Source organism: Bacillus inaquosorum KCTC 13429, assembly GCF_000332645.1.
Classification (GTDB): Bacteria; Bacillota; Bacilli; order Bacillales; family Bacillaceae; genus Bacillus; species Bacillus inaquosorum.
The window spans coordinates 247,726-269,383 of the sequence record NZ_AMXN01000002.1 but is presented as its reverse complement, the minus strand read 5'-3'; the positions used below and the strand labels follow the sequence as shown (position 1 = coordinate 269,383).

The following is a 21,658-nucleotide window of genomic DNA, read 5'->3' as shown; positions in this document are numbered from 1 at the left end:
TGCTGATCGAGCTTATTCGATAGTGATGATAGTTTAATTGTGTATAAAATAAGTTTTTAGTCTAATCTGTACTCCTAACTGATCGTTGCATTATACGTATCTTTTTGAATTTGTTCCTTTTCAAAATGATGTGTTGTTTCCGACCAATCTCTTGTTAATCTTCCTGATGCAAGTGTGTTATATGAGGTCACCCCGATTTGGGAATGGAGATGAAGGAAGCATGTTCATCATAAATGCAGATGAAAAAAATGAGTAGATATAAATGAAATTATTGAATATGCAGCCGACTCGCTTTCTTCCTTTTCTCCTTCTCTGCCCGATAAACTTATGAAACATCTTCATCGGCGCCCGCTTTTCAATCCGCGATACATAGTTGCACGAAATACTGAGTTCTTTGGCAATCTCCCGCTGCGTTTTTTCCTTCTTTAAATCAAGTCCAAACCGCCCGACAATCCTATGATAGAGTATTATCATTGTTTTATAAACAGCACCTTCTTATAATTGAGTGAAAAAGGATGCGTATCATGCCGATTAATTCTTTTGAAAACTATCCGATGAGCTGGAAGCCATCGATTGATAAAACGGAAAAGCCTATCTATAAAGCACTTGCAGGGCAATTGGAACAGGATATCGTAAACGGAGTTTTATTACCTGGAACAAAACTTCCTCCACAGAGAGAACTGGCTGATTATTTGGATTTAAACGTAAGTACCATTTCAAAAGCGTTTAAAGTTTGCGAGTTAAAGGGCTTGCTAAGTGCATCTGTAGGAAGCGGCACATTTGTATCATACGATGCGTTATCAAATGCGTATTTACTTGAGGATACAAAGCCGAAACATTTAATTGAAATGGGAGCTACACTGCCTGATAATGCTTCTTACGAGCCCCTGTTACTTCAACTAAAAAACATGCTGCAAGATGAAGATTACGGAAAATGGTTTGGTTATGGTCGGGCAGGCGAAAGCCTTTGGCAAAAGGATGCAGCTGTAAAGCTAATCCGAAGAGGCGGATTTGAAACAGCCGTTGATCACATTTTATTTGCAAATGGGGGGCAAAATGCGATTGCTGCTGCATTGGCGAGTCTTTGTAAGCCTGGAGATCGCATTGGTGTTGACCATCATACATACCCTGGATTAAAAACTGTTGCATCAATGCTTAGTGTGCAAATCGTACCGATAAAATCAGAGAACTATGAAATGAGTCCGGAGTCACTTGAATATGCGTGTAAAAATGAAAATATTAAAGGCATTTATTTGATCCCAGATTATCATAATCCGACAGCTTCCTTTATGTCTGTTGAGAAACGAAGAATGATTGCAGAAATTGCAAAGAAATATAATCTGTTTGTTATTGAAGATGCATCGTACCATCTTCTCAACAAAAATCCACTTCCAGCACTTGCATCATTCGCGCCGGAACAGGTTATCCATATTGCAAGTTTATCAAAGTCGTTAGCACCAGGGCTGCGACTGGCCTATGTAGCAGTGCCGAGTCAATTTAAGGAGCAAATGTCAAAGGCGCTCTATAATTTAAATATAACCGTTTCCCCGCTATTAGCTGAACTTACTGCACGCACGATTGTATCAAATCAATTTGAAGTCTTAATTGAGGGGCATCGGAAACAAACCATTCGCAGAAACCAAATCGTCAACCGATATTTTGCGGACTATACATGTTTAGGTGTAGAAACAGGCATTTTTCGTTGGTTGTTGTTGCCGGGTAAAATGACTGGTGCTGAATTTGAAGAATTAGCTGCACAGCATGGAGTGCAAGTGTATGCGGCTGAACGCTTTGTAGTGGGAAATAGTTGTCCGGAAAGGGCTGTAAGGGTTTCTGTATGTGCACCAAAAACAATCGAAGAGCTTGAGCAAGGATTAATGATCCTTAAACGTTTGATAAACGGTATTACCTAATATTGTTCGCCATACAATTATTATATTGTATGGCTTTTTTGCGCGTGTTATGATGATCCACATCTAGAGGGAGGTTTATATAATTAGGCTTTACGAAAGGCAGGTCAGAGTATGTTAAAAACAACAGACATTCAAACAGCTTCATTACAAAGTTACATCAGTTCTCCAGAAAAACAAAAAGCATTATACAAGCGTACTTTATTTGTTGTAAGTATTTCACAAATTTTTGGCGGTGCAGGGCTTGCGGCAGGAGTTACTGTCGGAGCGCTTATAGCACAGCAAATGCTTGGTACAGATGCGTTTGCTGGTCTGCCTTCTGCTTTATTTACTTTAGGATCAGCAGGATCTGCATTATTTGTCGGGAGACTATCTCAACGCTATGGCCGCCGTACAGGTCTTTCAGCTGGCTTTGTGATTGGCGGACTTGGAGCAATAGGAGTCATCATTGCAGCCATCATAAATAGTATTTTCTTGTTATTTACTTCATTGCTTATTTACGGTGCTGGAACAGCGACAAATTTACAAGCTCGTTATGCAGGTACGGACTTAGCAAATAATAAACAGCGGGCGACTGCTGTAAGTATTACGATGGTTTTTACAACATTTGGCGCAGTTGCGGGTCCAAGTTTAGTGAATGTCATGGGGAATTTTGCTCGTTCTATTGGTGTTCCATCACTTGCTGGCCCTTTCATTTTAGCAGCAGCAGCATATATCTTAGCAGGTGTTGTCCTTTTCATCATGCTTCGTCCAGATCCATTAGTGATAGCAAGAACAATCGAAGTGACCAACCAAGAACCTAGTGATAAAGGACATTTGGAAACAACCGAGCACACAGAAAACAAAAGAGGCATAATTGTTGGTGCTGCGATTATGGTTCTTACCCAAATTGTAATGGTGGCTATTATGACAATGACACCAGTCCATATGAGTCATCATGGACATGGCTTGGGTGCAGTCGGTCTTGTCATTGGTTTTCATATAGGTGCCATGTATCTCCCTTCACTGGTTACAGGTGTTCTTGTTGATAAGCTGGGACGTACTGCAATGGCGATTGCTTCTGGAACGACGTTACTTCTGGCAGGCTTAATGGCAGCATTTGCACCAGGAGATTCTATGGTTCTTCTCGTCATTGCTCTTTCTTTACTTGGATTAGGATGGAATTTTGGTTTGATAAGTGGGACTGCACTTATTGTTGATTCAACTGAAACGGCCACACGTGCTAAAACTCAAGGTACAGTGGATGTTCTGATTGCGTTGTCAGGAGCTGCTGGCGGAGCATTGTCTGGGATGATTGTGGCAGGTTCAAGTTTCCTAACATTATCATTTACTGGAGGGATTTTATCCTTATTGCTCATTCCAGTGGTGGTATGGTCTCGTGGAGGTAAAAAATGAGCCCAAATTGTTTTGTGAACAGTAAAATTGTGGAACTGGTTGGCTGCGATAGTTGTTTAGGAATGGGGATTACATATTAGTCTTCTTAAATATGTAATCTCCTGTATAAGAAATAGAGAAAGCCAGAATACTAAATCTTTTTTTATTAATTTGCCTAATTTTGAAATGGCTTTATGGAAACCCTCTAAGAACCTATAGTTCTTTTACCATTACCTTCTCGCCGTTAAAATCGAGTTCACCATTAAAGTGAAAACCAAACCTCTGATAAAGGCATAGAGCATGAATATTATTTTCAAATATACTTAAATAAATTCTCCTACATTTATATAGCTCAGCAAGGTGCTGAATAAGAGCTTTAAGCATTTTCTTTCCTAATCCCTTTCCCTGATAGTGTTCGTCAATAAAGAATCGATCAAGCCAGACTCTCCCATTCTCATTGTCTTCATCATACTCAGGAAACAATCCATACATTGCAAAACCGACTAGATCTCCTTCATAGTAAAGTCCGACAGGTTTATAATAGTGACATTCTTTTGCATCCTCTAAACATACTTTTGTTGATTCAATATATGATGCTTGATTCTCGCTGACATGTAGAGCAAGAATTGCGGCACGATTATTATCAGTTACTGCTTTTATTTCGATACTCATACTACACTCTCCTTATTTCTTATTCTGCAAAGGATAATATACATTTACGGGTTTATATGCATGTTGGAGTGAGTATGGAGACTTTCAGCGATTAATCCACTGGATAGTCACCATGTTTGTAAAAAAGATGTGATGTTTAAAATAAATCCATGACTTTATAAGAATGTCGTGATGCCTTTTTTCCTTAGATAATTTTTGTCTAAAGTATGTTCTTTTTAACTAAACGGGGCACTATAATTGAATTATAGGTTCATAGAAAAACAAAAAATTTATAAGGAGGATTTTTGTGTTTCAAACCTTAGACCATTTTTTAAAATCTTGGGAGTTCGAAGCCGATGCTACACAAAAACTACTAAATAGTCTAACTGATGAATCGCTTAAACAAGAAATAACTTCACAAAATTGGACTTTAGGCCGTATAGCTTGGCATACTGTTGCTGCTATTCGCATCATTACCTCAAACACAAACTTAACGTTTCACGCTCCAGCTGAAGATTATCCTGTTCCTTCTTCAGCTCAGTTTATAGCTGACAGCTATCATCAAGCAAGTAATGCATTTGTACAGGCGTTAAAAGACCAGTGGACTGACCATACACTTCAAGAACGTATCAACTTTATTGGTCAACAATTGCCAAATGGTTCACTTTTGATGTTTTTAATTCAACATCAAAATCACCACCGAGGACAAATGACTGTTCTTATGAGACAAGCAGGTTTAACTGTTCCAGGTATTTATGGTCCAGCAAAAGAGGAATGGACAAAATTCGGTTTGGAAGCCCCGAAAATGTAATCAAACTTTTTTATAAAGAAGTTAAGCCATTACAACATGTTCTTTCCTTTTGTTCGTTTATTACTGTTATTAACATCATTTTGATTAATTTTTATTCGAAACACTTCAAATTCTTGAAATAACAGGCTTTTGTAACTGGAAATATACCTCAACTTTAAAGAGACTCGAACTAACAAAGAAGATACAAAACGATACTTTGTATCTTCTTTGTTTTTTCTTTAGAGTTATATACCCTTATATGGTATCCATGACATCGCACCAATTTCAAGTAAGAAGTAGTTAACTAGGGGTTTCAGGGATAGAAAAAGAACAAAGTTTCCTTAAGAATTAACGAGGCAAGATTATCAATATGAAGATAATTAGAGAATAATTAGAAAACAACAAATTTGGATATATGGTATATCTCTTATTTTCGTAGGAGATACCAGGAGTAGCATCAGCCATTTTAGTTAGACCAATGTTAGTTCCCATCGCCAACATTGCAGCGGGGTTTTGGTACTTAAAATGGATGAGTTTTTAGTGCTTTTGTTTAAAATAACCAAGTACCATAAACAGTCGTTTTTAGAACTTGCTAATTGAATGTATTTTATTGAAAAATTACAGTTGACCATTAAACCAATATCCGATATATTGGTTTTATGAAAAAAGATATTATTAAACCCATTAAACGTACGTCATTAAGAGATGAAGTATATCTAACTTTGAAAAAAGCAATTGTTACATTAGAGCTGCAACCGGAGCAACGCTTAAATGACAAAGAGTTAGCAGAAGAATTCGGAATTAGCCGTACTCCGGTTAGAGAGGCTCTAAAACGTCTTGAAGATGAAGGACTGGTTGAATCTATTCCTGGTTCAGTGACTCGCGTTGCACCATTAAATCTTGAGGAGGCAAAACACGCATTTACTGTGGTAGCAGCTTTACATTCATTAGCAGCTCGTTTAGCAGTACCATTACTCAAAGAGGCAGATATTCAAGAATTAGAGTTCAGTAATAAAGCCTTACTACTATCTATTGAGAAAAAAGATATTATAAAAGCAATTGAAGCCGATGAGTTATTCCATAATGTTTTTCTAGATGTGGCGGGAAATCCTGAAATCATTCGCGCGCTAGAACGAAGTATATCTAAGATTCAACGCCTTGAAATTTCTCAGTTCACTTCTATAAATGGTTTGAAATCAGTAGAACAACATCAGCACATTATAGAAGCATGCAAAAATAAAGATAAAGAAACAACAGCACATCTTGTAGAACAAAACTGGTTAAGTCTGGGGGAATTACTGACTTATGAGACAGATTGAGGTGAGAAATTTGCGCCCTATTTTTTTAGGTATATGTGCTGCTTTCTTTTTTGCTTTCACATTTATATTGAATCGAGCAATGGAATTATCAGGTGGTAGCTGGATATGGAGTGCCTCATTACGATTTGTTTTCATGCTTCCATTTCTTTTACTTCTTGTTATGAGTAGGAAAAAATTAAAAGTATTATTACAAGTTATGAGAGAGAATTTAAGAGCATGGTTTTTATGGAGTTTCGTAGGTTTTGGTCTATTTTACGCTCCATTATGCTTTGCCGCTGTACATGCACCAGGATGGATAATTGCTGGGACATGGCAAATTACTATTATATCAGGATCTTTGTTAGCTCCTCTTTTTATTCAAACCATTGAAACACCAGATGGAATTCTTAAGAAAAGAGGAAAAATCCCAATGAAAGGTATGGGGATGTCATTAATTATTCTTCTTGGTATTTTCTTTATGCAAATGGAACAAGCAAAATCGCTTGCTGTAAAAGATATTTTGTTAGGTATTATCCCTGTTATTGTAGCATCTTTCGCTTACCCGCTCGGGAATCGTAAGATGATGGAGGTTTGTGGAAATCGTCTAGATGCTTATCAACGTGTCCTTGGAATGACATTAGCTAGCTTACCATTTTGGTTTTTACTATCCCTGTATGGTCTTTTTACAGAAGGATTGCCTAGTAAAGAGCAAACTATGCAATCTATTTTAGTTGCTATTTGTTCGGGTGTAATTGCAACTATCTTATTTTTTAAAGCGACTGATATGGTTAAAGGAGATATGCAGAAACTTGCAACTGTTGAAGCAACACAATCCATGGAGGTACTTTTTGCCGTTATCGGAGAACTAATTTTATTACATTCTTCATTTCCTTCTATTTTATCATGGTGTGGTATGTTTGTAATAATGCTAGGAATGATAGCACATAGTTATGTTTCCCATAAAGGTGAAACAGCGCATAACCCAAATATTAGTGCTTAATTGATATTTTAAAATGTATAGTATGAACCCTTTTCTAGTTAGTATAGGTAATTTTATTACTTTTTGAAAAATGTAGCACTCTAAGTTTTATGTCAAAATTTAATAACTAAGTAAAAGGATACGAACAAAAACCGATGTCCCGCACATATAGGAACATCGGTTTTTTCTTTATGAAATGAAATTTTGCTTTAGCGTACGAAATTCGCGTTTTGTTGGTGCTTCCCCATTGACATCCAATTCAAAAACGAAATTACATTACAGCAATGGGGAACAAATCATTCTATGCCGAGATCCTCTTGGACTTTCAGGTATGTGTAGCTATACGAACTTGACACCAATGGCTAGTTGAACAGCTTATTAAAAAATTAGAAGGGAGCACCTTAAACAAGGACTTTATTTCAAATCGTAAAATAACCGTATCAATTAATTCCCATATGAATTTTTTTGTATGAGAATGGTGTCATATTCATAGCTTGTTGAAATTTACTTATGAAATAACTGGTACTGTTAAATCCAACTTGATAAGACACTTCTGTAACATTGGTTTCCGGGTGTTGCAGTAACAATAAGCTTTTTTGGATTCTGTAATCCAGTACATAACGTAACGGCGTCTTATTCAGCATTCGTTTAAAATAACGGCAGCACTCAGATCGGCTCAATTGGCCAGCTTTTGCAATGTCCTCTAATGTAATTTTTTCAGCATAATGGAGATGTATCCAGTTTAACATTTGTTTCATTCGATGACTTTTTATCATTTCAGATTGATCATACTCTAATTGAAAACCATTAAAAATCAAATTTTTCCACATCAAAGTTAATTGCATGGTAATGTCAATTTCATAAAGCGATTTCTTTTGTTGAACCAATTGATTTATTGTTTTTACAGCTTTTAGAATGTTTTTTGCCCAATGCTGATTTCTATCCAAAAATAAATAGGATAAATTGGTTGAAAAAATATAGGGCTGAACATAGCTTGAAAACAGTTCTTGAGATAACACGAAATGGGGTGAAACATTTAAGCAAATATACGTACAATCTGAGCCATCCTTTTCTTCTGCCATGTGCAGGCAGCCACTGTTGATAAATAATCCATCCCCTTCTGGAACCACTATTTTTTCTTCATTTATTTGAAAGACAGCTTCCCCTTTTCGTATCAAAACAAATTGAATTTCATCATGCCAATGAAGCGGAATATAGCCATTTATATTTTGATTGATTCTTGTCTCGTAACATGCAACTGGTAATTCTACCGTTCGGTGCTCTGTTAATTCTTTTAAGTTTTGATCAATCATAAAACTTTTCATTTGGACATTCTCACCTCAATATATTTATATTTTTTCATTCGATTTGAGTATTTTTTATGAGAATCTGCACTTATTATAACACTATTATTATATTTATTAGTGAGGAGTCATGTATGAATACTTCTAAAAGAAGAATGGGATTGTTTTATGTTATAACAGGGGCGACATGTTGGGGAATTGGGGGGACAGTAGCAAAAAAACTTTTTCAAGATGATCAAGTTGATGTCAATTGGCTTGTAACGATACGCTTGCTTACGGCAGGCATTTTACTCTTAATGCTCCAATTGTTCAGAAAGAATCGGTCTCAAGTTATTGAGGTTTGGAAAAACAAAGAATCAGCTGGTCAGCTTCTTATTTTTGGGTTGTTTGGAATGCTTGCTGTGCAGTACACATATATGGCATCCATTCAACATGGGAATGCTGCTGTTGCTACGTTATTACAATATTTATCCCCAGTAATCGTCATTATCTACTCGGTTTTGCGAAAAAGAACTGTTCTGACCAAACAAGATATCATAACAGTATTGCTTGCGCTGGCGGGGTGCTTTTTTCTGCTGACAAATGGTTCCATTTCTCAGCTTTCAGTACCGGAAATTGCAGTAGTATGGGGAGTTTTATCAGGATTCGCGGCAGCTTTTTATACTTTATATGCCGTTGGTTTATTAAATAAATTTGATTCCCTTGTTGTTGTAGGTTGGGCTATGATTATTGGCGGTTTTGCATTAAGTTTTATTCATCCGCCATGGCAAATGGATTTTAAAAGCTTAACTGCTGAGGCATATGTATATATTTTATTTGTTACAATATTTGGAACAATGATTGCGTTCTGGTTCTTTATAAAAAGTTTGCAAAGCCTTTCACCCAAAGAGACAAGCCTGTTAGGCAGCTTAGAGCCTCTATCAGCAGTAGTAACAACTGTCGTTTGGCTAAAAGAACCATTTGGTTTTTTTCAATGGGGTGGTGCTTTCTGTATTATAGGTATAACTTTAATATTGGCTTTAAATAAAGAGCCTTCTATGCAGAGTGAAAAATCTATATTGAAGATTGGGGAATAATGTAAAAAAGTTTCTGTCTATAAAAAGGTCGTCGTGATGTTGGTGTCAAGTCGTAAAAGTTGTTAGCTGCTATTGGGGAGTATTGTTTTTTTAAAATAATTTCGAAGTGATGATAAAAAAGAGAGTAAAAATCATCCACCTCTTTATATCGTAAATAATTTAACCAGATAAATAGGGGAAAAGTCTCCAATGTAAAAGGAACAGTTTATTTTATAGACTGTTAGGCATATGACAAAAATAGGAATACTGTCTGATGAAAGAAGGTAGTTTTCGGTTTAATATAATTAATGCCCAAAAAATGGAGATTCACGATGGGTAAATGTAAATATCTCGAAGGAAAGGTCTCTCTTATTTAAAACTGAAAGGGGAATGATACTCCAAACAACTAATAATTAGAAGAGGAGAGATAGATTAAAAAGGTAAATGACTTAATGGATTCTGTGCTTTATAAATTCTTAAGAGAACTAATGATTAGAATAATAAAAATAAAGAAGACGGAGAATATGAATGTTTAAAAAAACTAGTGTTTTTATATTACTTTCTTTATTAATCATTTCAGCTTTTTCACACACGGCATCTGCTCATACAGTTAACCCTGTGAATCCCAATGCTCAGGCGACAACGAAGGAGTTGATGAATTGGCTGGCTCATTTGCCAAACCGATCTGAAAATCGCATACTGTCAGGTGCATTCGGCGGATTCACAAATGCTTCGTTTTCCATGAAAGAAGCCAACCGAATAAAGAATGCTACAGGCCAGTCACCCGCAATTTATGGTTGTGACTATTCCAGTGGATGGTTGGAGAAGCCATATATTTCTGATATTACTGAGACGATCGACTATAGTTGTAACAGTGACTTAATCTCATATTGGAAAAGTGGTGGAATACCACAGATTAGCTTACATTTAGCTAATCCCGCATCAAGTATTTTTGGGAAAAATGCTTCCCATATCTCAAACAGTGAGTATGAAAAAATCTTAGACTCATCAACTACAGAGGGTAAGCGATTAGAGGCTGTTCTGAGCAAAGTTGCAGATGGTCTCGATCAGTTGAAAAATGAAGGTGTTCCTGTTCTATTCAGGCCTCTTCATGAAATGAATGGAGAATGGTTTTGGTGGGGACTAACCGAATATAACAAAAAAGACAGCCAGCGCTTCTCACTTTACAAACAACTTTATCAAAAAATCTATCATTATATGACTGATACAAGAGGTTTGGACAACCTGATATGGGTTTACTCACCGGACGCCAATCGAGACTTTAAGACTGACTTTTATCCTGGATCTTCATATGTTGATATTGTTGGATTAGATGCGTATTTCTCAGACAATTTTACAATTCAAGGATATGATGAGTTAACAGCTCTTAATAAGCCATTTGCATTCACAGAAATCGGTACACAAAAACAAGATGGTAATTTGGATTATTCTGCTTTTCTTAATACAGTCAAACAAAAATATCCGAAAACCGTTTACTTTCTAACTTGGGATGAGGTTCACAGCCCTTCGGTTAATAAAGGTGGTTCTAGTTTTTATAATGATAGTTGGACACTCAATAAGGGAGAAATGTGGGAAGGAAGTTCACTTACACCAATAGTTGAATAAATAGAACTAAAAGCACCATGAAGATACAACTGTTTCTTCATGGTGCTTTTTTGAAAAACTTGTGAAATTTTATCGAGAAGCTTAAATCAATAATGGAAAAATGAAGGAGCAGACCATGAGTTTCCTCTTTTTTCTGTGTGTGTAAAATTTGGATAATAGTGTGCGAAATCCGCATGCTTAAAAGTTTTACATTGTATTATAAGTCCTAAAAGGAAAGCAGAGATGTGACTTCTCATTTATATGTAAGAAGCAGGGGAAAAATCTCTTCAAGACATACTCATATTTTTATGCTCAACAATAGTCTTAAGTAGGCTGCGCATCGAATTTGTCAGGTAAGCATCTTTGTGCCGTATAAAGACTGTTGAGATACAGCTATATTTCTCAGGTAATGGGTGACAATAAACCTTACCTGCGGTAGAAAGATGCCTAACAGCAGATTCCGGTACGACTGTTATGCCAAGACCGAGTGCAACACTATTTAAAATTGTCTCTAGAATGTTAAATTCCAAAATTCTGTTTGGAAGTAAGCCTTCATCCTGAAGCCAATGTTCCAACCTAGAACGATACCCGCATCCTCGATTAGAAACAAGAATGGGCGTTGTTAAAAAATCCTCTATATTAAACGTTTTGTTAGTCGTTACTAGTGTAAGCTTTTCGGTATAGACATCATATTGTTCAAGAATTGAATGTTTAATAGGCCCTGATATAAAAGCCCCGTCTAATTCCTGATTTGTTACCTTTTTAATAAGTTCCTCTGTTAAACCAGCCTGCAATGATAAATCCACGTTAGGATACTTTTTATAATAAGAGGCTAAGATGGTCGGTAGTATCCTTACTGTTTCTACTGTACCAATTTTTAATATTCCGGATGGTACATCACTATCAAGAAAGGCTTGTTTCATTTCTTCAACATCTTTCAAAATTTTGTTAACGTATTCAATCATTTTTCGGCCCTCTGGGCTTAATGACACCCCTTTTTTATGGCGATTGAAAAGAGGTGTTTTGAGCTCATTCTCTAATTGCTTAATCCGAGCCGTTACATTAGATTGTACATAACTTAATTCCTTTGCAGCACCGGTTATACTTTTGTGATGTGCAACGCTTTTGAAAATTTGTAAGTCTCGCAGTTCCATTTAGATCCCTCCTTCATTAAAGTATCATTATAAATGATGTTTTTCATCATTTTTGTTCATTTTACATGATGTATTCTTCTTTTTATAATTCTCATTGTAATGATAAAGAAAAGGAGGGGAATTCAATGAAAAAAGGTCAATTATTCATTGGTGTCCTCACATGTTTAGTAGCAAGTATGTCTTGGGGCGCAATGTTTCCAGTTGCAGATCATGCATTAGAATATGTTGATCCATTTTATTTTTCATTTATTCGCTACGGTGTGGTAGCAGTTATCTTAGTGTTTTTATTATTGGCGAGGGAAGGGAAGAAATCATTTCGTTTAGAGGGTAAAGCAAAATTGCTCATTTTATTTGGGGTGATGGCGTTTACGATATACAACGTTCTTATTTTTTTAGGTCAAAGGTTGATGGGGAAGTCTGGAATTATGACTGCGTCTATTGCGGAGGCACTCATGCCGATGCTTTCAATTGTTATTCTATGGGGATATAAACATGTGAAACCCAAAAAATATACAATTATAAGTATGTTGATTGCCTTTTTTGGAGCTTCGTTCGTTATTACGAAAGGTAATATGAACTTCTTTTTTTCATTGGGAGATAATCTATTCCCATTAACTTTTATATTGATTGGTGTTTTAGGGTGGGTAGTCTACACAATGGGAGGACAGATATTTCGAGAATGGTCTACACTTCGCTATTCAACTTTGACATGTTTATTCGGTACAGCTATAACAGGAGTCATTACAGCTATACTTACCGCGCAAGGATATGTGTCTATACCGAGTATAGAAGTGATTGCAGAAATTAAGTATGATTTTTTATTTATGATTACTTTACCAGGTATCATAGCCCTCCTTAGTTGGAACTATGGTATTAAAATCTTATCACCCATTAATGGGATTTTATTTATTAACTTTGTCCCCATTACTACATTGTTAATCATGATGATACAAGGATATAAAATAACTACTTTTGATGTAATAGGAACACTGTTTGTAATTACTGCACTTATTCTAAATAACATATATCAGCGTAAAGAAAGTTATAAGCAGGTTTTAAAAAATGAACAAACACATCTGACTATCTCTTAGACGTTGGAGGATAAGGTATGCTTGAAGGTTTATTGTTTTTCATTTCAGCCGGAATTGTCTGTGAACTTGCGGCAATTAATCGAAATGGCCGCAAAAATATAAAGCAACAGGAGGAATTGATTCAAGTTCTAAAAGAATTCCTTAACAAAGACATCAATTCCAAATAAGTTGAGGTTTGTTATTAGGCTAAAACAGTGCTCATTTTGTGTCCAATATAGATATAAAATGATGCAAATGAGTGTAATGCATGACCTAAAATGCTTGAAATTCAGGATTTTTTAACTGAAGATATACTTTCATTTAATGAAGGGCTCGAATTAATTGAAAAAGATACCAATCTATTTTGGTATCTTTTTTTTGCTAAAACTTTTTTTCTAGGGTATGCATAACTACACTATCATTCAGTGGCTTATTGCAAGTCTAAAAGCCCTTAAGAATTGATTAATTTTACTCTCTTGACGCACCTATTAAAATGGACGCATTCTATTGACGTTTGAGAAAAAGTTCAAATATAGTTAGAAAACTGTTTTGGATTATTTTTAAATGTAATGTAGTATCTTTAAAATATTGTAGGTTGAAAATATATGATTGAAAAATCAAAGAGGAGAAGGAACGTGGAAAAAAGAGATTGGATCATTTTACAAACTGTTTATGAAGAAAAAAATATTACAAAGGCAGCAGAACGTTTATTTATTGCACAGCCAACTTTAACGTACCGCCTTCAGCAAATTGAAAAAGAATTTAATATTAAAATTTTAAATAGAGGCAGAAGAGGCGTGGAATTCACGCAGCAAGGAGAATATCTTGTTACCTATGCAAAAGACATGCTAAGACAATTAAAAATAATGGAAGAGAACTTATGGAATATAGGGGACCATATTCACGGAACCATTCGTTTATGTGTCTCCAGAGCTTTTGCTTTATATAAGCTGCCATGCGGGTGAAGGATTTTTAGCCAGCTTTAAGAACCGGTTTTGAATCGATAGAGGGAGGGGGCATAAAGCAGCTAATCTGCTTCAACCCTTTCCGTCTTCTCGGAAATTGATGATTGAGCTTATCAGTGATGCCGCCTTGCAGTAGCTAGTTAGAAAAAAGGCCACATGTCTTTTTCATATATTCTGTCACTATTAGCATCTAAATGAAATAGGGGAAGCCGGAATGTTAGACCCGGCCTCTGCTAAATCATTTCCCCTTCGCCTTTTTCCGCTTTTCCTTCTCCGCCCGATAAAACTCATGAAACATCTTCATCAGCGCCCGCTTTTCAATCCGCGATACATAACTGCGCGAGATACCGAGTTCTTTGGCAATCTCACGCTGCGTTTTTTCCTTCTTCAAATCAAGCCCAAACCGCCCGACAATCACTTCCTTCTCACGGTCATCTAAAATATCAATGTATTGCTTCACTTTTTCAAGCTCCATATTGAGCTGGATCGTATCAATCACGTCTTCATTTTCTGATTTTAGTACATCGATCAGGCTTATTTCATTCCCTTCCTTATCCTGCCCGATCGGATCATGAGGGGAAACGTCTTTTTTTGTTTTTTTTAATGCGCGTAAATGCATGAGAATTTCATTATTCATTACAAAAGGGGGGCGCACAGATTTCCCGTAACTGTTTGATTAAATAAATGTTGAGTCAGCTTCCTGTAATAAATGCTCAAACGTTTCTTAGCGAATGAAGGAGATACCTTAAATAACCAAGCTACATTTTCAATTGCATGTGATTGTATGTACGAAAGATTAATATTACGCAACATGAAAGTTGGAATGCAAAAGTGATATGTAAAATAATTGGACTGCCACTCTAAATAATCAGTCCAAGTTGCAGGCATTGTTTTTTTATCGCCTTCATGTCTATATATATGGCAAAATTCATGAGCGAAATCATACCATTGTTCAACTCGGCTTTTTCGGCTGTCCAAGCATATATTATAAATTCCACTATGTTTAAGCGCGAAGCTTGTAACAGGTTTAAATGAAAGCCTGATATCTAAAGCCTCGGCAATCCGTTCAAAATTAATTTGTTCAGGCTCTGTAATATCAATCTTCCTGTATAAGTTTTCAATCCAATCCTCTAAATGACTGTTTGTATACCTCAAGATGAAAAACCTCCTTAATGACGACAATCTAAAAATTGGATTCGTTAAATATTATAGGGAAGACACAACTTTTTTCATAGGAAAAACGTCCGAAAGATGCAGGGTTATCCAAATGAAATGGATTGTTAAACGGAGTTTTCTTGTTGGAGGGGTTTAATATCAATCAATTGAAAATTGCTTACGCAGAGGTATATAAAAAATTTTAGTTTATGTCGAGAACGATGTTCACCTTCACTTCTTGTTCAATTAGAGGAAGTGATTCCTCCTTAAGGGAGATCACTTTTTCTTATTTGACTAAAGCAGCAGTTTAGCGGAAGAAGGAGAAAAATCAGTTGACTTACTTGTATACTAAAATAGGTGTAAAAAGTGGTTATTAATACGAAGGATTGAAAAAGAAGAACACGCAGCAGATTCACTTGCTCTTGTTGGGGGGCAAGTGTTGACAACCCTATTACTGGTTTAATTAAAGAAGGAGTATAAAACCTGTATCAATGATGTTACTAGATATCTACGACACAGGTTTTATATTTAGGTAACTAATATTCTTATATATTTAACATTGCATTTTTTATGCAATAGTTCACTCTATTTCTGCTTTCAATTTTTCGAACCACTCTAAATTAACCAAGTGATGTGAACGGGAATTTTCGTTCATACGGCGAAAGTAATTGATTGTGCCGGGAATTTCTTGAGTGATGGACAGGTATTCATCAAGGAGCTCGATTCGAGTTTTAGTCTGATCGATTTGTGATTGGATCAGATCCAGTAATTTATTTTTGTCGAATTCATCGGCAAAGAGTAACGCCCCATAAAATTGCAGGTTCACATATTCCGATTTGGTGCCGTATTTGATCATTAATTTTTCGAATTCTGCCCTTCCCGATTCTGTGACTTTAAAGTTACGGATTTCACGCCCGCTGGTTGAGGGTTTCTGCTGAATCTGTTCAATAAAACACTTTTCTTCAAGTTGCTGCAGATTGTAATAAAATGAACCTTTCGTGAAGTTAACAATGTATTTGTAATGACGTTTTTCCATTAAGGCCAGAAGTTCATAGCCGTGAGCTCCGGGGTTTTGGATTAGCAAGCCAAGGATAAGTAAGGGAATCATGGTTTCATCACCTTCGCCATCCGCGCCTCAAATTCCGCATACGTGATTTTACCCGAAGCCAAATCCATACTATGAAGGTAAATCTGTTCTGTTTTAGAATAGTCACCATTCACTTTCAGTGATTGCTCCTCTCCCGAAATGGGTTTCAGGATATGGTACTTTTTCGAAAAAGCCTCGAAATAGCGGTAACCGAATTTGCGTTGTGAAGCTGCGTCTAAATGAATGCCATCAGGATTCGCAGTCAAACCTGCTGCAGTAACAAAATAACAATTCTGTTGTTCATTAGCAAAACGCAGCAATTGTTCATTAACCTGTCGAAACTCAGTCGCGTGCTGTCCAAAACCGGTCTTCCCTAGAAAGTCACCAAGCCCTCCAATAATCAACGGTACCTCATCAAGTTTCAACTCGTTTCTTAGCGTCTCGATGATAAGAGTTAATTTCTCGTAATAAGTTTCATGTAGCGAACGATAACTGTCACTCTCACCTTGGTGCCAAAGGATTCCACAAATTTGACTGGACCGGAGGGCGAAGCGGGCTTCGGACAAAGCATGCTGAAAAAGGATGCCTTCCGGATGCCAGTCATTCAATGAACTGCCACCTTCAGCACACGGGATCAAGCCAATTTCTTCATCGGGATGAGCTTTCGACCATGCATCTGCAAAAGATGCCGCCAGGCCAACGCCGGAAACCGGACGGTCGTAATTAATCGGCTCTGTCATCATCTGCCACTGTCCATTGCGCAGCATTTTTATTTTTTCATTATAGATAGGGTCTACTTCATTCAAAAATCCACGGCCCGCCATATTCGACTGCCCCAACATTAAAAAAGACTTTATCATCTCATTTTTCACTTCTTTACATCAATATTTTAGTCTAATTAGACTATAATCAATTCAGTTTGTCTTGTAAAGCTTTAACAAGGTTTTATTTTTTTATTAGTATGTATGAAAAACAAACTAACACTGAAAATTTGGTGGATGTATTTGAGAAATAGCAAGTTCTTTTGCTTTTTCTTATCCAACTATCGGGGGCTTTAGTTCAATAACGATCTTCCACAATCGGGCGCGATTATTGAACAAGAACTAAAGGAGTGATACATATTAGTCATGTAAAATATGTATAACTCCTTATTTTTTATGACTTTTTTTGATTTAGGTCTTGATAAATAATGAAAATATAAATGAGAAAAACAACAAAAACCCTTGTCTTGTAAGGGTTTCTAAGGGGTTCAAAAATCACATTATAAATGAGGATATGATTGAAATATAAATGAGAATCTAAATCTTATTAGTAAACAGAATTAAACATAATAAACAGAAATAAATAATAAACAAACGGCGTTTATTTATCTGATTTCCGTCTTTCTTTTAATTGCTCCGTTATAATCTCCAAAGCAGCCTGTAAGATCTCATCTGTTACCTCACCGTCTTTTGCTGCAAGGAAAGTTTCAGGATCGTTTAATACTTTTTTCGCTTGATCTTGGAATTCTTTTTCATTGCTTTCTCCTTTAAGAAGATAATCCAAAGAAACATCAAGTATGTTTGAAATATTAATTAAGGTTTTATAGTCAGGCTCACGACTACCTAGTTCATATCGGCTTTTTCGGCTGTCCAAGCATATATTATAAATTCCGCTGTGTTTAAGTGCGAAGCTTGTAACAGGTTTAAATGAAAGCCTGATATCTAATGACTCGGCAATACGTTCAAAATTAATTTGTTCAGGCTCTGTAATATCAATCTTCCTGTATAAGTTTTCAATCCAATCCTCTAAATGACTGTTTGTATACCTCAAAATGAAAAACCTCCTTAAAGACGATAATCTAAAAATTGGATTCGTTAAATATTATAGGAAAACCACGACTTTTTTCGTAGGAAAATGCGTCTAAAGGTGATGGAATATAATAAAAGAGAGCCCACTGCCGTACTTAAAGAGCTGCACCATTGAGTGTAAAGCATTGCTAATCCTTTTTTTGCTGGTGTAATTATTTGTAAAGTATTAAAATTGCAAGTGAAAGGGGCATGTAAACCAAATGGACTTCAAAGGAGTTTAATCATGAAAATGAATGAAAAGATGAAAGAGGTTCAAAGAAAATATAGAGAAGAGATAAAAAAAAGAAACAAGAGCATGAAGATGATAAAAATTATATTAAAGAAACAATTATTGTCGTAACGATAATTGTATTGTTTATTTTTTCACTTACACCTTACAAGGTTTTTAACAAGAAGATCCCTTTTTCCTCACAATAAACGCTCTTTTTTTATATGAGAACATAAATAAAAATATAAATAAGAAAAACAACAAAAACCCTTGTCATGTAAGGGTTTCTATGAGGTTCAAAAATCATTTTTCATAGGAAGTACGTTCAAATGATGGGGGTGTATCCCAAATGAAATGTATTGTTAAACGGAGTTTTCTTGTTGGAGGGGTTTAATATCAATAAAAAATTACTAAAAAGGTTAATGATTGTGCCAATTTTATTCATCTGTTATGTTTTATTTTTAAATCCTGAAATTATACTTGAAGAGCAATGTCCTAATAAGCCTTATAGTTTAACAATCGTAAAGCACGGGACAGGTATATTCGATAAGAAAATTGTTTTAATATATTACAAGATCAACGGAAAAACAGTAGCTGTTGGGAATTTGGTGTTTTTTGAGAATTTCGGCAGAGATATAGAGGTTACTTGGGATACGAATACCGATGATGGAACTTGGTGGATAGATAAAAGCGTACATTTAACCATGACTTTTGCTAAAAATTTTAAGGGGGATTTAGACAAGAAAGATATTGATTTTGATTATGGTACTGTCCAATAATAATGAATCAGTTTATTTAAAATAGGAATATACACTAAAAGAACCGCAAGTCGCGGTTCTTTTATGTTCAGGTTCAAACTGATTTAGGAGCGATTTTTTCTTTCCTTAGAAATACCATGATTCCAGGGATGGTCATAAGTATAGCTGGTATTAAGTAGAACCAGTCAATGTATATAAGTCCTCCAATCCCTGAAATAAAAAGTAAAACACTGCTCAACTTTGGTTTGAATAAGACAACAATTGAAGCGGTAAAACCAACGTAATCTCTTCATTGGTTGTTAAAGCAAATACGCTTGGCGAGACTGAATGGATTCACTTAACTAAACGCTATTTCCGTTTCAGATACGTAAATGGTAACCTTCAACAATCTGAATTTATACTATACCAGTCACTGGGCGCAGGTGAAGAGGATATAAACATTAACCAAGCTGTTCCTATTACAGCAGTTGCTCCGCTGTCAGTCGAGTTAGATAAAAGCGGCTTAACTGATGATGGTCGTTTAAAAGTTCAGACTGAAGGCCTGAACCTTAGCTCATTAGACACTCAAGCAAAAACAATGGATTTTGTCTTTCACGATAAAACAGAAACCATAGGTGAGGGTAACCTATTCACCGTTGGATCATTCAAAACGTTACTCATTGAGGTTTATGGAACGGCTGAGACAAGTGAATTGAAGTTCTGGGGTAAATCCTTATCGGGAACAAAAAGAGCCCTTAGAGGGCAAAAAGTGGATGATGGAACGTTTGCCACTAGCACAAAAGGAAAATCTGAAGCCTGGTCTTTTGACATTACTGGTTTTAAAGAAATTGTTATGGAGCTTACAGCTTTATCAAATGGGAACTTTTCTGTAAGAGGGACTGCCGTCTCATAAGATCCGGCTGTCCTTTTTTATTTGCCTCTGAGGAGGTGATTAGAAATGGAGGAGACAAGTTTGTTTATCAATTTTGAAACATTAGATTTAGCAAGAGTATATTTATTTGGAGGGGTGAAGTACCTTGATTTACTTCTAGTACTTAGCATAATTGACGTTTTAACAGGAGTAATTAAGGCATGGAAATTTAAGAAACTGCGAAGCCGAAGCGCATGATGCTTCAGCAGCCAATGAAATTTCATATATGAAGAACAACACAAGCTCAACGAGTTTTCACTTTGCCGTAGATGATAAACAAGTCATTCAAGGAATTCCTACAAATCGTAACGCCTGGCATACAGGAGATGGAACAAACGGCACAGGGAATCGTAAGTCGATTGGTGTCGAAATTTGTTATAGCAAGTCTGGAGGCGCACGATATAAGGCAGCGGAAAAACTCGCTATTAAGTTTGTGGCGCAGCTACTTAAAGAACGCGGCTGGGGCATTGATCGTGTCCGCAAGCATCAAGACGGGAACGGGAAGTACTGCCCACATCGTATTTTGTCAGAGACCAGGTGGAATGCGGTAAAAGCTGCAATTGAAAAAGAACTAAAGGCCTTGGGAGGGAAGACTAATAGTTCTTCAAGTAGCTCTTCAGGATCGACTTACACAGTCAAAAAAGGCGATACTCTTTCCGGAATTGCAAAGTCGGAAGGGGTAAGTGTGGCAAACCTCCAGAGCTGGAATAACATTAAGGATCCAAATAAAATCACAGTTGGCCAAAAGTTGAAACTGAAAGGCTCAAATTCTTCCAGCACTAAAACAAGCAGTAAAAAATCATCATACTCCTTGCCTTCTGGTGTCTTTAAAGTGACAAGCCCAATGATGAAAGGCTCGTCTGTTACAGAGATTCAGAAAGCGCTGGCAGCTCTATACTTCTACCCGGATAAAGGGGCAAAGAATAACGGTATAGATGGTGTTTATGGACCGAAAACAGCAAATCCGGTTGAACGGTTCCAGTCAGTAAATGGTCTGAAAGCGGACGGTATTTATGGACCTATGACGAGAGCGAAAATTGAATCTCTCTTGAAATAATTAAGAGGAAGAATAGGGCGGCAAAATACCATTTATACCTGTCTCCTTTTTCTTTATATGTCACTCCTGCTTGTATATTATGTTCTAAGTAGGAGGTGATTATTTTTTATATCTCCAATGCTATTACACTCCATAAAATAACCTTTTGACAATGAGAACTACATTACGAAGCCTAGGTATATTTGAAAACTTGTGTGTACGTTATTAATAAAATAATTCCTCACCAGTACCATGAGTTATTATATAAAAATCATTTGTACATAAATGTCATATCTATATAAATAGCCTAAGTGAGCAGTTATTTTATACAGTTTATTTTAATAAGAATCCCATGAGGCTTATTAGACCCAAGCCGCACGACCTACGAGTTAAAGCCTTGTTTGCTACTGTAGGCTCTTTTGTTATTCAATTAACGGGGCATGTTTGTGCAAGAAGCTTAGGATGGCAAAAATCGCACAAATAGTACACTATCTGGTCT

17 protein-coding genes and 8 pseudogenes are annotated in these 21,658 nt (G+C 36.2%); 15 read left to right on the top strand and 10 right to left on the bottom strand.

Annotated elements, in window-relative coordinates; translation table 11 throughout:
• Positions 1-268 precede the first annotated feature (268 nt).
• Positions 269-453: pseudogene (locus BSI_RS15150) on the bottom strand (sigma factor-like helix-turn-helix DNA-binding protein); the annotation flags it as partial.
• Positions 454-524: 71 nt separating this feature from the next.
• On the opposite strand from BSI_RS15150, the gene BSI_RS15155 reads away from it, so the two are divergent.
• Together BSI_RS15155 and BSI_RS15160 are read left to right on the top strand one after the other, a co-directional pair.
• Positions 525-1,913 (top strand): aminotransferase-like domain-containing protein, encoded by a 1,389-nt coding sequence (locus BSI_RS15155; protein ID WP_003237236.1) that lies wholly within the window; start codon positions 525-527, stop codon positions 1,911-1,913.
• A gap of 111 nt (positions 1,914-2,024) precedes the next feature.
• Positions 2,025-3,305, top strand: coding sequence for an MFS transporter (locus BSI_RS15160; RefSeq protein ID WP_003237234.1), 1,281 nt, complete (start codon positions 2,025-2,027; stop codon positions 3,303-3,305).
• A gap of 192 nt (positions 3,306-3,497) precedes the next feature.
• On the opposite strand, the gene bltD is transcribed toward BSI_RS15160, so the two are convergent.
• Positions 3,498-3,956: a spermine/spermidine acetyltransferase gene (bltD, locus tag BSI_RS15165; protein WP_003237232.1), complete on the bottom strand. Its 459-nt coding sequence runs from the start codon at positions 3,954-3,956 to the stop codon at positions 3,498-3,500.
• A gap of 286 nt (positions 3,957-4,242) precedes the next feature.
• Between bltD and BSI_RS15170 the strand changes: the two genes are divergently transcribed.
• The 3 genes from BSI_RS15170 (at position 4,243) to BSI_RS15180 (ending at position 7,023) form a co-directional block, all read left to right on the top strand.
• Positions 4,243-4,746 (top strand): DinB family protein, encoded by a 504-nt coding sequence (locus BSI_RS15170; RefSeq protein WP_003237230.1) that lies wholly within the window; start codon positions 4,243-4,245, stop codon positions 4,744-4,746.
• A gap of 638 nt (positions 4,747-5,384) precedes the next feature.
• The gene (locus BSI_RS15175; RefSeq protein ID WP_003237229.1) at positions 5,385-6,044 is read left to right on the top strand and encodes a GntR family transcriptional regulator; all 660 of its coding nucleotides are present in this window, start codon (positions 5,385-5,387) and stop codon (positions 6,042-6,044) included.
• Positions 6,031-7,023, top strand: coding sequence for a DMT family transporter (locus BSI_RS15180; RefSeq protein WP_029878411.1), 993 nt, complete (start codon positions 6,031-6,033; stop codon positions 7,021-7,023). Before BSI_RS15175 ends, BSI_RS15180 begins: the two co-directional genes overlap by 14 nt.
• Before the next feature lie 419 nt (positions 7,024-7,442).
• On the opposite strand, the gene BSI_RS15185 is transcribed toward BSI_RS15180, so the two are convergent.
• Complete coding sequence (locus BSI_RS15185; RefSeq protein WP_003237224.1) at positions 7,443-8,327, bottom strand: AraC family transcriptional regulator; 885 nt, start codon at positions 8,325-8,327, stop codon at positions 7,443-7,445.
• A gap of 113 nt (positions 8,328-8,440) precedes the next feature.
• Here BSI_RS15185 and BSI_RS15190 point away from each other — a divergent pair, with 113 nt between their 5' ends.
• Positions 8,441-9,382, top strand: coding sequence for a DMT family transporter (locus BSI_RS15190; protein ID WP_003237222.1), 942 nt, complete (start codon positions 8,441-8,443; stop codon positions 9,380-9,382).
• A gap of 507 nt (positions 9,383-9,889) precedes the next feature.
• Positions 9,890-10,987, top strand: a complete 1,098-nt coding sequence (gene gmuG, locus BSI_RS15195; protein WP_003237220.1) for a mannan endo-1,4-beta-mannosidase — start codon at positions 9,890-9,892, stop codon at positions 10,985-10,987.
• A 266-nt stretch (positions 10,988-11,253) separates the two neighbouring features.
• On the opposite strand, the gene BSI_RS15200 is transcribed toward gmuG, so the two are convergent.
• Positions 11,254-12,120, bottom strand: coding sequence for a LysR family transcriptional regulator (locus BSI_RS15200; protein WP_003237217.1), 867 nt, complete (start codon positions 12,118-12,120; stop codon positions 11,254-11,256).
• A 125-nt stretch (positions 12,121-12,245) separates the two neighbouring features.
• On the opposite strand from BSI_RS15200, the gene BSI_RS15205 reads away from it, so the two are divergent.
• The 3 genes from BSI_RS15205 (at position 12,246) to BSI_RS15215 (ending at position 14,155) form a co-directional block, all read left to right on the top strand.
• Positions 12,246-13,211: a DMT family transporter gene (locus BSI_RS15205; RefSeq protein ID WP_003237215.1), complete on the top strand. Its 966-nt coding sequence runs from the start codon at positions 12,246-12,248 to the stop codon at positions 13,209-13,211.
• A gap of 17 nt (positions 13,212-13,228) precedes the next feature.
• Complete coding sequence (locus tag BSI_RS15210; RefSeq protein WP_003237213.1) at positions 13,229-13,378, top strand: YrzO family protein; 150 nt, start codon at positions 13,229-13,231, stop codon at positions 13,376-13,378.
• Positions 13,379-13,825: 447 nt separating this feature from the next.
• On the top strand, positions 13,826-14,155 hold the full coding sequence (locus BSI_RS15215; RefSeq protein WP_003237210.1) for a LysR family transcriptional regulator: 330 nt from the start codon (positions 13,826-13,828) through the stop codon (positions 14,153-14,155).
• Positions 14,156-14,393: 238 nt separating this feature from the next.
• Here BSI_RS15215 and BSI_RS15220 read toward each other — a convergent pair.
• The 6 genes and pseudogenes from BSI_RS15220 to BSI_RS22660 form a co-directional block, all read right to left on the bottom strand.
• Positions 14,394-14,792, bottom strand: a pseudogene (locus BSI_RS15220) (sigma-70 family RNA polymerase sigma factor); the annotation flags it as partial.
• On the bottom strand, positions 14,792-15,310 hold the full coding sequence (locus BSI_RS15225) for an ImmA/IrrE family metallo-endopeptidase (protein ID WP_003237205.1): 519 nt from the start codon (positions 15,308-15,310) through the stop codon (positions 14,792-14,794). The gene BSI_RS15225 and the pseudogene BSI_RS15220, both read right to left, overlap by 1 nt.
• Positions 15,311-15,890: 580 nt before the next feature.
• A complete protein-coding gene (locus BSI_RS15230) occupies positions 15,891-16,418 on the bottom strand; it encodes a PadR family transcriptional regulator (RefSeq protein ID WP_003237203.1) in 528 nt (175 codons plus the stop codon).
• Positions 16,415-17,257 carry a sialate O-acetylesterase gene (locus tag BSI_RS15235; RefSeq protein ID WP_029419308.1) on the bottom strand — a complete coding sequence of 281 codons (843 nt, stop codon included), beginning with the start codon at positions 17,255-17,257 and terminating at the stop codon, positions 16,415-16,417. Before BSI_RS15235 ends, BSI_RS15230 begins: the two co-directional genes overlap by 4 nt.
• Positions 17,258-17,759: 502 nt before the next feature.
• Positions 17,760-18,011: pseudogene (gene sknR, locus BSI_RS22665) on the bottom strand (transcriptional regulator SknR); the annotation flags it as partial.
• A pseudogene (locus tag BSI_RS22660) lies at positions 18,006-18,209 on the bottom strand (ImmA/IrrE family metallo-endopeptidase); the annotation flags it as partial. The pseudogenes sknR and BSI_RS22660, both read right to left, overlap by 6 nt.
• 261 nt (positions 18,210-18,470) lie before the next feature.
• Between BSI_RS22660 and ynzI the strand changes: the two are divergent.
• The 5 genes and pseudogenes from ynzI to BSI_RS15250 all read left to right on the top strand — a co-directional run.
• Positions 18,471-18,636, top strand: a pseudogene (ynzI, locus tag BSI_RS0120860) (small membrane protein YnzI).
• 199 nt (positions 18,637-18,835) lie between these two features.
• Positions 18,836-19,234, top strand: coding sequence for a hypothetical protein (locus tag BSI_RS15240; protein ID WP_003237195.1), 399 nt, complete (start codon positions 18,836-18,838; stop codon positions 19,232-19,234).
• Positions 19,235-19,496: 262 nt separating this feature from the next.
• A pseudogene (locus tag BSI_RS15245) lies at positions 19,497-20,105 on the top strand (phage portal protein); the annotation flags it as partial.
• 45 nt (positions 20,106-20,150) lie between these two features.
• Positions 20,151-20,318, top strand: a pseudogene (locus tag BSI_RS0120855) (phage holin family protein); the annotation flags it as partial.
• A pseudogene (locus BSI_RS15250) lies at positions 20,314-21,180 on the top strand (LysM peptidoglycan-binding domain-containing protein); the annotation flags it as partial. The pseudogenes BSI_RS0120855 and BSI_RS15250, both read left to right, overlap by 5 nt.
• Between the last annotated feature and the right edge of the window lie 478 nt (positions 21,181-21,658).